General features: G+C 67.8%; 9 protein-coding genes and 1 tRNA gene. 3 read left to right on the top strand and 7 right to left on the bottom strand.

Annotation, left to right across the window (positions count from 1 at the left end):
* Positions 1–51: 51 nt before the first annotated feature.
* A complete protein-coding gene (locus IBJ82_RS13645; RefSeq protein WP_194826327.1) occupies positions 52–1,509 on the bottom strand; it encodes a zinc-dependent metalloprotease in 1,458 nt (485 codons plus the stop codon).
* Positions 1,510–1,637: 128 nt separating this feature from the next.
* Between IBJ82_RS13645 and IBJ82_RS13640 the strand changes: the two genes are divergently transcribed.
* On the top strand, positions 1,638–2,663 hold the full coding sequence (locus IBJ82_RS13640) for a PDZ domain-containing protein (RefSeq protein WP_194826326.1): 1,026 nt from the start codon (positions 1,638–1,640) through the stop codon (positions 2,661–2,663).
* Positions 2,664–2,788: 125 nt separating this feature from the next.
* Here IBJ82_RS13640 and IBJ82_RS13635 read toward each other — a convergent pair whose 3' ends face one another.
* On the bottom strand, positions 2,789–3,367 hold the full coding sequence (locus tag IBJ82_RS13635) for a PPA1309 family protein (protein WP_194826325.1): 579 nt from the start codon (positions 3,365–3,367) through the stop codon (positions 2,789–2,791).
* 156 nt (positions 3,368–3,523) lie between these two features.
* Here IBJ82_RS13635 and IBJ82_RS13630 point away from each other — a divergent pair, with 156 nt between their 5' ends.
* The gene (locus IBJ82_RS13630; protein ID WP_194827113.1) at positions 3,524–6,508 is read left to right on the top strand and encodes a UPF0182 family protein; all 2,985 of its coding nucleotides are present in this window, start codon (positions 3,524–3,526) and stop codon (positions 6,506–6,508) included.
* Positions 6,509–6,576: 68 nt separating this feature from the next.
* Here the strand turns inward: IBJ82_RS13630 and IBJ82_RS13625 are convergent, their stop codons facing one another.
* Positions 6,577–7,119 (bottom strand): transglycosylase family protein, encoded by a 543-nt coding sequence (locus IBJ82_RS13625; protein WP_228537120.1) that lies wholly within the window; start codon positions 7,117–7,119, stop codon positions 6,577–6,579.
* Between the two features lie 356 nt (positions 7,120–7,475).
* On the opposite strand from IBJ82_RS13625, the gene IBJ82_RS13620 reads away from it, so the two are divergent.
* A tRNA-Met gene (locus IBJ82_RS13620) sits at positions 7,476–7,549 on the top strand.
* A 52-nt stretch (positions 7,550–7,601) separates the two neighbouring features.
* On the opposite strand, the gene IBJ82_RS13615 is transcribed toward IBJ82_RS13620, so the two are convergent.
* Genes IBJ82_RS13615 through IBJ82_RS13600 form a run of 4 tightly spaced genes read right to left on the bottom strand, consistent with a single transcriptional unit; the run spans position 7,602 to position 12,006 of the window.
* Positions 7,602–7,859 carry an HPr family phosphocarrier protein gene (locus IBJ82_RS13615; RefSeq protein ID WP_194826324.1) on the bottom strand — a complete coding sequence of 86 codons (258 nt, stop codon included), beginning with the start codon at positions 7,857–7,859 and terminating at the stop codon, positions 7,602–7,604.
* A 26-nt stretch (positions 7,860–7,885) separates the two neighbouring features.
* A complete protein-coding gene (locus IBJ82_RS13610) occupies positions 7,886–10,123 on the bottom strand; it encodes a fructose-specific PTS transporter subunit EIIC (protein ID WP_194826323.1) in 2,238 nt (745 codons plus the stop codon).
* A gap of 54 nt (positions 10,124–10,177) precedes the next feature.
* Positions 10,178–11,242 (bottom strand): 1-phosphofructokinase family hexose kinase, encoded by a 1,065-nt coding sequence (locus IBJ82_RS13605; protein WP_194826322.1) that lies wholly within the window; start codon positions 11,240–11,242, stop codon positions 10,178–10,180.
* On the bottom strand, positions 11,239–12,006 hold the full coding sequence (locus IBJ82_RS13600) for a DeoR/GlpR family DNA-binding transcription regulator (RefSeq protein WP_194826321.1): 768 nt from the start codon (positions 12,004–12,006) through the stop codon (positions 11,239–11,241). The genes IBJ82_RS13605 and IBJ82_RS13600 overlap by 4 nt, the downstream gene beginning before the upstream one ends.
* Positions 12,007–12,234 lie beyond the last annotated feature (228 nt).

Genomic DNA, 12,234 nt, shown 5'->3' with positions numbered 1-12,234 from the left:
TCGCGCCACCGAGATCGCAAGATTTCTCATCGACCTCGGTGGCGGTGCGGATCAGGACTTGCCTGCGCCGGAATCCGGGTCGGCATCGCCCTCGTCGCGCGGGGTTTCGTCGGACTCGTCAGCCTTGGCTTTGTCGCGATCAGCCGCGTCGCGTTCGCGCGCCTCGGTCTCGGCCAACTGCGCCATCGGGTCGTCGAAAGCGCCTGTGCCGCCGCCGATGATGGAGTCGATGAAACCGGCGGGCGAGTCGAGATCGGTGGAATCGGGCAGCAGATCGGGGTGTTCCCACACCTTGTCGCGCCGCTCCATCCCCGCATCGGTGGTCAGCCGCCGCCACAGTGCCGAAGCCTCACGCACCTTGCGCGGACGCAACTCCAGTCCGACGAGCGTCGCGAACGTCTGCTCGGCGGGCCCACCCGTGGCCCGGCGGCGACGCAGCGTCTCCGACAGCGCACCCGCGCCCGGCAGACGCTCACCCACCGCGTCGGTGACCACGACATCGACCCAGCCCTCGATCAGTGCCAGCAGGGTCTCGAGGCGCTCCAGCGCCTGCTTCTGCTCCGGCGTGGTCTGCGGCTCGAACGTGCCCTGGGAGAGCAGTTCCTCCAGCTTGGACGGGTCGCTCAGCGACATCGGGTCGATGCCCTGCGCGGCTTCCTCGATCGCGGAGAAGTCCATCTTGATGCCGCGCGCGTAGTCCTCGACGGCACCGAGCACCTGCTGACGCAGCCACGGCACATGCGCGAAAAGTCGCTGGTGGGCGGCCTCGCGTGCCGCCAGGAAGACCATGATCTCGCTCTCGGGCTGCTCGAGCCCCTCGCTGAACGCCGCGATCGCGGTCGGCAGCAGTGCCGCGGTACCGGCGGGGCCGAGCGGCAGTCCGATATCGGTGGAGGTCAGCACCTCCTTGGCCAGCTGGCCGAGCGCCTGACCGAGCTGGGAACCGAACGCCAGCCCGCCCATCTGGCCGAGCATGCCGACCATCGGCCCGGCGAACTGCTTGGCCTCCTCGGGCAACTGCGCGGTCCACATGCCCGAGATCTGCTCTGCCACCGGGTCGCACAGGCGTTTCCAGGTGGGCAGGGTCTCTTCGATCCAGTCGTTCGGGGTCCAGGTGACCGTCTTGGTGGCGCCCGCGGGCAACACGGTGGCGCCGTCGAGCCACAGCTCGGCCAGATGCGCCGCGTCGGTCACCGCGGTGGTGGTGCCAGAGGCGATCGGGGCGATGGTGGAGCCGAGCTGCTGGCGGGCCAGTCGCTTGGCGACGTCGTAGTTGACCGGGCCGGACTGCGCGCCGCCGGGACCCATGCCCTGGCCCATGCCGCTGATCATCTGCCCGAGCTGGCTCAGCATCTGGCCCAGCTGCGACGGATCGAATCCGCCCGCACCGCCCACGCCACCCGCTCCGAACCCGAACGGATCGTTTCCGCCAGGTCCGTTGCCCTCGTCGCGACGCTTGCCGGAATCGTCGTCGTCGCCGGTCGAGAAGCCGAAGGGGAGATCGCTCATACCTCTTACGTTACGCGGGACCCCCGGGCCCACGGTGTTCGCGCATCGCGAAATCGCGCGACAACGGCCACGCCGCAAAAGCGTGCCACTACCGTCGGTCACGGTCGCTGATCACTACTGTGGTCCGAGTGAATCGTCGGATCCTCACCCTGATCGTCGCCCTCGTCCCCGTACTCGTGCTCGGCGTGGCCGGCAGCGTGGTCACCGTGCCGTTCGTCGCCCTCGGCCCCGGCCCCACCTTCGACACCCTCGGCCAGGTCGAGGGCAAACAGGTGGTCGATGTCACCGGCGCGCCACTGGATCCCACGAGCGGGCACCTCAATATGACGACCGTGTCGGTGCGCGACGGGCTGAACCTGTTCGAGGCATTCGGCTTCTGGGTCAGCGGTGAACACGGTCTCGTGCCGCGCGCCGAGGTGTACCCGCCTGGCGTGTCGCGCGAGGAGGTCGACAAGTCCAATCAGCAGGACTTCAAGGATTCCGAGAGCGATGCCGAGGTCGCCGCGCTGCACCACCTGAAGATGCCGACCGTCGTGCTGGTGCGCGGACTCGGTGAAGAGGGCCCGGCCAAGGGCGTGCTCGAAGTCGGCGACGAGCTGGTCAGCGTCGACGGCACCCCGATCACTACGCCCAAGGACGTGATCGACATCGTCGGCACCAAGGCTCCCGGCGACACCATCACTGTCGTCTACCGCCGCGGCGACGCGGAGCAGACCAGCCAGATCACCCTCGCGCCACGTCCCGGCGACGAGGCCAAGGGATACCTCGGCATCACCCCCGGTGAAGGTGGACGTCCGCCGCTGCAGGTCGAGTTCAACCTCGCCGATATCGGCGGACCGTCGGCCGGGCTGATGTTCAGCCTCTCGCTGATCGACAAGCTCTCGCCGGGCGAACTCAACGGCGGCAAGTTCGTCGCGGGCACCGGAACCATCGACCAGGACGGCAAGGTCGGCCCGATCGGTGGCATCCAGTACAAGATGATCGCCGCGCGCGAGGCAGGCGCGGAAACGTTCCTCGTTCCCGCCGACAACTGCAACGAGGCCGGTCAGCGGGCTCCCGAGGGCCTTCGCTTGGTGAAGGTCGACACCCTAGACAGCGCGATCACCGGACTGGCCGACATCAATGCAGGCCGCGAGGCGATCGGCTGCGGTTGATCTTGGCGGCTGGCGCCGCGGTTCTCGGCGCTGAACTCCACCTCTTCCCTCCCTACGGGCACTCCTTCGTCGCACCCTTCGGTCAGTCCATCGGCGGAGGCGCGCCGAGAACACAGGATCCGCTGTCACTCCAAGGTGTGGTGCAGGGCATCGATCAGGCCCGGCGCCAGGTTGGGGTAGGTGCGCAGATCGAGATCGCCGAAGCCGTCGTCGTCCTCGGGGCGGATCTGCAGCAGGCACAGGGTGGTGCCCTGGCGCAATACGCCCGCGATGAGTCGCGCGTCGCGGCGACCCGGATGCGCGTGCGCGGCGGCACGCCCGGCCGCGTCGGCGGCTTCGTCATCGGCGAGTAGCGGAACCAGCGCTTCGTCGAGATCGCTCTCGGCGTCGGGCGGCAGCACCACGATCTCCTGCACCAGCACGCAACCCTCGACCGCGGGCGGCCAGGTGGTGGTGGCAAGGAACTCGTCGAGCGCCATCGACCCGCCGGTGATGTCGTCGGGAAATGCCTCCTGGGCAACTGGGGTCAGCTCGCTGCCGTCGTCGAGCTGATCCTGCAGGTCGGGTTCGGCCGCGGCCAGGTCGGCGGTCGGCACCAACGCGAACATCTGCGGCGGGTTTCCCCAGCCCTCGGCGTCGGCGAACTCGACGACCTCGCGCACACAGCGGGCGAGGAGAACTTCGGCGTGCTCGTCTTCGGTCACCCGCACATCCAATCATTTTCGGCCCAGACGCTTGCACGGTGTCCGATTTCCGTAGAGTGGGCGCCAACGGTCCGGTAACGGATCACCCGCAAGATTCGGACTGCGGTGACTGCGCCGATCACGGTGTGGAACCGCCGGAGCATGGAGAGTGGCACCGTGGGCATGCGGCCCCCCACCGGCTTACCTTCGCTGTCCCGACGCAGCCGTGTGCTGCTGGTGACAGCAGTCGTCCTCGCGGCGTTGCTGCTGCTCGGGCCCCGCTTCACCGATGCCTATACCAATTGGTTGTGGTTCGGTGAGGTCGGTTATCGCAGTGTGTATCTCGGCGTGTTGCGCACACGTCTGATCCTGTTCGTGGTCGTCGCGTTGCTCGTCGGTCTGGTGGTCTGGGCAGCGTTGCTGCTGGCCTATCGGTCACGTCCGGTCTTCGTGCCGGTCGCCGGGCCCAACGATCCGATCGCGCGCTACCGCACGACCGTCATGAGCAAGCTGCGGCTGTTCGGCGTCGGCATCCCGGTGCTGCTCGGCGTGCTGTCGGGACTGGTCGCGCAGTCGAACTGGGCGACGGTGCAGTTGTTCCTGCACGGTGGCGAGTTCGGCCAGGAGGACCCGCAGTTCCACCTCGACATCGGTTTCTACACCTTCGACCTGCCGTTCTACCGGATGGTGCTGAACTGGCTGTTCGTCGCCGTGGTGATCGCGTTCTTCGCGAACCTGGTTACCCACTACGTGTTCGGCGGCCTGCGGCTGGCCGGGCGTGAAGGCACGCTCACCAGGGCCGCGCGCGTGCAGCTCGCGGTGATCGCCGGCATCTTCGTGCTGCTCAAGGCGGTGGCGTACTGGTTCGACCGGTACGACCTGTTGTCGAGTACGCGGAAGGAGCCGACCTTCGGCGGTCCCTCGTTCACCGATATCAACGCGGTGCTGCCCGCCAAGCTGATCCTGCTGTCGATCGCGGTGATCTGCGCGATGGCGTTCTTCGCCGGGATCGTGCTGCGCGATCTGCGGGTTCCCGCGATGGCGGCCGCGCTGCTCGTACTGTCGTCGATCCTGGTCGGTGCGGTGTGGCCGATGGTGGTCGAGCAGTTCTCGGTGCGCCCCAACGCGGCCGAGAAGGAGAGCCCCTATATCGAGCGCAACATCATGGCCACGCGCGAGGCTTACGGGATCACCGACGACAAGGTCGAGTATCAGAACTACCGAGGCAGCTCGACCAAGAGCCCGCTCGAGGTCCCCGCGGACGCGGCGACCATCGGCAACGCCCGCCTGCTCGACCCGAATATCCTCTCGCCCACCTTCACCCAGTTGCAGCAGCGCAAGAACTTCTACGGCTTCCCCGAGTCGCTGGACATCGACCGCTACAACCTCAACGGTGACCTGCAGGACTACATCGTCGCCGCGCGCGAGCTGCATCCCCAGGCGCTGTCGGGCAACCAGAAGGACTGGATCAACCAGCACACCGTCTATACCCATGGCAACGGTTTCGTCGCCGCGCCCGCCAACCGGGTGAACAAGCCGCAGTCCGAGGCGCAGAGCGCGGCGGGCGGCAGCGATTCGGGTTATCCGCTGTTCATGGTGAGCGACCTGTTCACCAAGGTCGAGGACCAGCAGATCAAGGTCGACCAGCCGCGCATCTACTACGGCGAGCTGATTTCCCAGACCGACCCCGACTACGCCATCGTCGGTACCGCCGAGGGGCAGGCTCCGCGCGAGTACGACTCCGACGAGGCCCAGTTCACCTACGACGGCAGCGGCGGCGTGCCGATCGGGAACTGGTTCAACCGGCTCGCTTTCGCGGCCAAGTACGCCGAGCGCAACATCTTGTTCTCCTCCGCGATCAGCGAGGACTCCAAGATCCTGTTCAACCGCGGTCCGCGTGATCGGGTGCAGAAGGTCGCACCGTGGCTGACGACCGACGGCAACGCCTACCCGGCGGTGATCGATGGTCGCGTCAAGTGGATCGTCGATGCCTACACCACGCTCGACAAGTACCCCTACGCTCAGCCGACCTCGCTCGACGGCGCGGTCGAGGACAGCATCGACAAGAAGACCGGGCGCGTGATCCCGCGCAAGGAGGTCAGCTACATCCGTAACTCGGTGAAGGCCACCGTCGACGCCTACGACGGCACCGTCACCCTGTACGAGACCGACACCGTCGACCCGGTGCTCAAGGCCTGGCGTGGGGTGTTCCCCGACGCGGTGAAGCCGCAGAGCGAGATCTCGCCCGAGCTGCGCGCGCACTTCCGCTACCCGGAGGACCTGTTCAAGGTCCAGCGCGACATGCTCACGAAGTACCACGTGGACAACCCGCGCGAGTTCTTCACCAACAACGCGTTCTGGTCGGTACCCAGCGATCCGACGATCGAAGGCGGCACGTTCAACCAGCCGCCGTACTACGTGCTGCTCGGTGATCCGAAGACCACCAAACCGGTCTTCAACCTGACCTCGGCGATGGTCGGCTACAACCGGCAGTTCCTCTCGGCCTACATCTCGGTCCGCTCGGATCCCGAGAACTACGGCAAGTTCACCGTGTTGCAGTTGCCGACCGACTCCCAGACCCAGGGTCCGCAGCAGACACAGAACTCGATGACCACCGCCGACGCGGTGTCGCGAGAGAAAACGCTGCTGTCGAACTCGAACAAGATCCGCTACGGCAACCTGCTCACCCTGCCGGTGGCCGACGGCGGCATCCTCTACGTCGAACCGTTCTACAACGAACGCAACACCGGTTCGTCGACCTTCCCGCAGCTTCTGCGCGTGCTCGTGAGTTATCGCGACGCGGCGGGCAGCGTGAAGGTCGGCTACGACTCGACCTTGGCCGGCGCACTGAATCAGGTGATGCCGGGCGCGGGTTCGCTGGCGACACCGTTCGGTGGCGATCCGGCGGTGAAGCCGAAGCCGGGAGCGACCCCACCGGTCGACCAGGGCACCGTCACGCCGCCTACCGGCGGGACGACACCGCCGCCGGGAACAACACCGCCCGCGAGTTCGCCGACCCAGGAGGCCGCGGCCGCCGAGGTCGGCCGCAAGATCGAGGCGGTGCGCACGGCGATGCGGTCGGGCAACTTCACCGATTACGGCAAGGCACTCGATGAACTGGACGTCGCGATGAAGGCGTACCAGGACGCCGCAGGCCGGTAGTCACCCCGGACAGCAAGAAAGGCCCCGTCAACTCGACGGGGCCTTTCTTGTGCAGGGGGAACGGTGGATCAGCCGCCGATCGAAGCGATCAGCGGAGCATTGGCGGTGAGCAGGTCCTGGTACTGACCCGCGACACCGTACTGGTCGGCCAGCGCCTGGCCGGCGGCCTTGGCCTGGTCGACGGCGACCTGGACATCGGTCTTCGCCTGAGCGGGCAGCTCGACCGGCAGTTCGACGGCGGGCTCCTCGACCACCTCGGGCTCGGACGCGCCCGACTGGAGGAACTGGCCGCAGTGCGGCCACGCGCCGACGCCCTGGCTGGCGAGCACGTTCTCCGCGACGCGGATCTGCTCGTCCTTGCTGGCGTTGTGCGCCGAACCCTGGCCGCCGTTGGCAGCCCAGGTGCTCTGGGAGAACTGCAGGCCGCCGTAGTAGCCGTTGCCGGTGTTGATGCCCCAGTTGCCACCGCTCTCGCACTGGGCGACGCCGTCCCAGTTGTAGGAGGCGGCGGAGGCGGTACCGGTGGCGAGGCCGAACGGAACGGCAACAAGGGCGCCGGCGATGGCGGCGACGCCAAGGGCGCGGGTGCTGAATTTCCGGGTCTCAGTCATGAAGGAGACGCTAACCAATGAATCGATGCCGATCACATCTTGATAACGAGCGGCTTCTATGAATCGAATAGTCGTCTTTTCGATGTTTACACCGCATAACCAGTGGGAATACCCAGATTCCGTGCGGTCTGTTATTTGACCGTTATGTGTTCGGGATCACGAGGTGATAGTGACGCCGCTCACCGTAACTCGGCCCCGACACGTGCGGTTGCCGGAATGTGTGATGGCTGCCACATTCGAAGTCCTCGGACAGTGGCATTACTCGGCGAGGATTGCGCGAATCTGCCGGAAAACGCACGCTGACCTCACGATTTGGCGCCTGCGCGCACCTGTGTGTAATGTTGTGTTCACACCGACGCGGGGTGGAGCAGCTCGGTAGCTCGCTGGGCTCATAACCCAGAGGTCGCAGGTTCAAATCCTGTCCCCGCTACAAAACGAAAGGCCCGGAACCACTGGTTCCGGGCCTTTCGCATTATTCGAGACTAAGCGTCGAGGTCGCTGGCGACGAGTTCGGCGATCTTGTCCAGGGTCGGCTGGTCGTCGCTGGTGATCACGACTTCCGCACCCTGGCCTGCGCCGAGGGTCATGATCATGAGCGCCGAGCCCGCGTCTACCGGGTCGCCCCCCGTGACCGCGATGGTGACGGGAATGCCTGCCGCGCCGACCGCTTCGGCGATCAGGGCCGCGGGGCGGGCGTGCAGGCCGACCGAGGAGCCGACGGTGACGGTGGTGCTTGCCATGGGATATCTCCTTGTGTGCGAACGGATTACGCGGTGGTGAGAACAGGGGCGACGGACTGCTTGCGGGTGAATTGCTTGGCGAGGGTGACGCAGGCCGCGGCGACGAGGGTGCCCGCGACCAGCGACACCAGGAACCAGCCGAGGTGCCCGATCGCGAAGAACACGAAGATGCCGCCGTGCGGCGCGCTCAGGGTGACGTCGGTGGCCATGATCAGCCCGCCGGTCACCGCGCCGCCGACCATCATCGACGGCAGCACTCGCAGCGGGTCGGCGGCGGCGAACGGGATCGCGCCCTCGGAGATGAACGAGGCGCCGAGCAGCCAGGCGGCCTTGCCGTTCTCGCGTTCGGCCTCGGTATAGAGGCCAGGGCGCAGGACGGTCGACAGTGCCATCGCCAGCGGCGGGACCATGCCCGCGGCCATCACCGCGGCCATGATCCGCAGGGTGGCGGTGTCGGTCACCGACAGGCCCGCGGCGGCGAACGCGTAGGCGGCCTTGTTGACCGGACCACCGAGGTCGAAGCACATCATCACGCCCAGGATGACACCCAGCGCGACAGCGGAGCTGCCGGACAGGCCGTTGAGCCAGTCGGTGAGCCCGTTGGTCACGGCGGCGAGGGGCTTGCCGAGCAGGACCAACATCAAGATGCCGACGATCGCCGAGGCCAGCAGCGGGATGACCACCACCGGCATCAACCCGCGAGCCCACGTCGGTACCGGCAGCCTGCTCACCCACAGGGCCGCGAATCCGGCCACCAGACCGCCGACCAGGCCGCCGAGGAATCCCGCACCGACGAAGATCGCGATCGCGCCTGCCGTGAACCCCGGTGCCAGGCCGGGACGGTCGGCGATCGCGAACGCGATGTATCCGGCCAGTGCCGGAACGAGGAAGCTGAAGGCGAGTGAGCCGATCTGGAAGAGCACCGCACCGAAATAGGTGGCCAGACCACCGTCGGGTAGGTCGGTGATCGAGTTGTCGAGCACGATCGTTTTCGCGCTGTCGGAGATCTCGTAGCCGCCGAGCAGGAAGCTCAGCGCGATCAGCAGACCGCCCGCGGCGACGAACGGGATCATGTAGCTGACGCCGGTGAGCAGGATCTGGCGCAGGCGGGTTCCCCAGCCGATGCCCTTGGCCGCTGTCTGCGAGGGCGCGGGCGCGGTACCGCCGACCGTGGCAGCGCCGACGGTGGCGCTCGCCGCGACGGCCTCCGCGATCATCGTGTCGGGCTCGCTGATGGCGCGTTTGACGCCGGACTCGATCACGGGCTTGCCCGCGAACCTGCCGCGATCCTTCACTCCGACATCGGTGGCGAAGATGACCGCGTCCGCGGCGGCGATCGTCGACGGGTCGAGCGCGTCGCCGCCGCTCGAACCCTGGGTTTCCACTGCCACGTCGACTCCGGCGCGTTCGCCCGCGGCAACCAGTGAGTCGGCGGCCATGTAGGTGTGGGCGATACCGGTGGGGCAGGCGGTCACGGCGACGATCTTCTTCGGCGCGCCGGATGTCGATGCGTGGTCGGCCGACGCACCGCTCGCGGCGGCACTCCCGGCTGACGCCGAGCTGTCGGCTCCGCCCGCGTCCCCGATGGGCGCAGTCGTGCCCCCACCGGCCCCTGCACCGGAAACAGCCACACCAGTCGCGGCACCAGCGACGGTTGCCGCACCGACGGCGGATGGATCGGAGGAGGGAGGACTGCCGGGCTCACCGGCAGCGGCGGACGAACCTGCCCCGTCTGCGGTCGAATCGGACCCAGCCGTCGACCCGGCAGGACTCGCCGAACCCGCGCCGGCGGGAGATCCGGTCGCGGCCGGGGGATTGATGACGCCGTCGACGAGGGCGACCACATCTGCCGGTGTCGCGGCGGCGCGCAGGTCGGCGACGAAGGCTGGCCGGACCAGCGCCCGAGCCAGGGAGGACAGCAATTTCATATGCTCGGCCCCCGCACCGTCCGGGGCGGCGATCAAGAAGACCAGGTCGGCGGGCCCGTCGGGAGCGCCGAAGTCGACAGCGGGGGAGAGGCGGGCGAAGGCCAGCGACGCCGTCGAGACGGCAGCCGATCGACAGTGGGGGATCGCGATGCCACCGGGGAGGCCGGTGGCCGACTGCGACTCCCGGGCCGAGGCGGCCTCCGCGACCGCGGCGGCGTCGGTGGCGCGGTCCGCGGCGGCGAGCCTGCCCGCGAGCGCGGCGATCACCGCGCTCTTGTCGGCGCCGAGGTCGGCGTCCAGTGTGATCAGGTCGGCAGTGATGATCGAAGCGGCCATCGTCGTGTCTTTCCGGAGTGGGGTGGAGCGGGCAGGGGCGGGGTCTGTGGCGAATCAGTCAGGGCGAGTGGAGAATCCGTGCGATCGAGAGCCAGGTGTCAACGTCACGGTCGACTGCGACGGCGGTGGTCGCGGCGGGATTCCGTCCTGTTCGGAGGCGGTGAGTCGGTGGGCCGTCACAGCCTCGAGGATGACGTCGGCAGGGCCTGGCAGTTCGGTGCCGGGCAGCGCGGTGGCGGCGCTGCCGTAGGCGACGGAGGTGCGGAGCCGATCCGCCGGGGAGGCGCCCGCGAGATCGGCGAGCAGGTAGCCGGCCAGCGCCGAGTCGCCCGCACCGACGGTGCTGCGCGGGACGATCGGCGGGGCCGCGGCGAACCAGGCGCCATCGGCGGTGACCAGCACCGCGCCTGCCGCACCGAGGGTGGCCAGGACCGCGCCGACGCCGCGGTCGATCAGGGTCGAGGCGGCGTCGGCCGCGGCTGTGGGGTTGTCGAGGTCGACCGGGTCCAGGCCGGTGAGCTGGGCCAGTTCCTCGGAATTCGGTTTGATCAGATCCGGTGCGGCACCTGCTGATTCGTCGAACAGGGCGAGCAGGGGAGCGTCCGAGGTGTCGACGGCGACGCGGGTACGCCGAGTTCGGCTGGATGACACCGGTGTGGACAACGTCGCGACGAGCTGCGCGTACCAGCCGACGGGCACGCCCGGCGGCAGCGACCCGGACAGCACGATCCACTCCGCTTCCGCGGCCGACTCGACGAGTAGCGCCGTGAGCTCGGCCAGATCGCGCGCCTTCAGCGGATGGCCGGGCTCGTTGATCTTGGTCGTGGTGCCGTCGGTTTCGGCGATGGTCAGATTCACCCTCGGCCCGCCCGCCACCGGCACCGTGCGGAATTCGATGCCCGCCGTGCGCAATCCGTGCACCACGGGGTCGTCGTCGGATCCTGGTAGTACAGCCAGCACCGCCGCCCCACTGTCGGACATCACCCGGGCGACATTGACCCCTTTACCGCCGGGATGCGACGTGACGCTCGCCGCGCGATGCACCTGCCCGCGCCGCAACGACTCGGTGAGGGTGACCGTGCGGTCGACACTCGGATTCGCGGTCAGCGTGACGATCATGCGCGCACCACCTCGATTCCCGCGGCGACCAGTTCCGCGTGCGCGGTGGCCGGGATGTCGGCATCGGTGACCAGGACGTCGATATCGGCGGCATCGCCGAAGCGTACGAAGTCCTCGCGCCCGATCTTGCTCGCGTCGGCGACCACGACCACCCGATCGGCGGCGGCGATCATCGCGCGTTTCACGGCCGCCTCCTCCGGATCGGGGGTGGACAGCCCATGGCGCACCGTCAGCGCGTTGGTACCGAGAAACGCGACATCGAACCGCAATTCGCCGAGCAGCCGCAGGGTCTCGGCGCCGACGGCGGCCTGGGTGATTCCGCGAACCCGCCCGCCGAGCAGATGCAACCGCACACCGGCGAACCCGGTGAGGCGCGCGGCGACCGGCAGCGAGTTGGTGACGGTGACCAGATCGATGTCGATCGCCATGGCCGAGGCCACCCGCACGGTGGTCGTGCCCGCGTCGAACAGCACGCTGCCGCCGGAGCTCGGCAGGTACCGCTGCGCGAGTTCGGCGATCCGGTCCTTTTCCGCGGCGCGGGTGCTGTCGCGCTCGGCGGTGCCCGGTTCGAACGTGGTGAGCGCGCCGGAACCCACCGCGCCGCCGTGTACCCGCCGGATCACTCCGAGTCGGTCGAGCACCGCGAGATCGCGACGCACGGTTTCGGTGGTGACTCCGTACTGGTCGGCGAGTTCGGCGACGGAAACGCGCCCGCGATGCCCGATGAGGGTCGCGATCGCCTGCTGCCGTTCCTCGGCGTACATGGGTTCCTCCAGTTTCCGCGAATCTGTATGTATGTTGTTTTATGCCCGTTTATGTGGGTTTGTCAATGATTTTTGGTGATGCGAGTCACAATCGTTGCCGTCGACTATCGAGCAAAGCGTGTCGACAGGCACAGCCGATACTCGCGGGTGTTCGGTATCACCGGGAAAGTCTGTGCAGGTCAACGGTTTTCGCGTCGGCTTTCACATCGCTGTTACGCACCTCGACGA

This window comes from Nocardia sp. XZ_19_231 (assembly GCF_015355705.1).
Lineage (GTDB): Bacteria > Actinomycetota > Actinomycetes > Mycobacteriales > Mycobacteriaceae > Nocardia > Nocardia salmonicida.
Note: the sequence above shows the minus strand (reverse complement) of the source record. Positions and strands in the feature narration are given on the sequence as shown.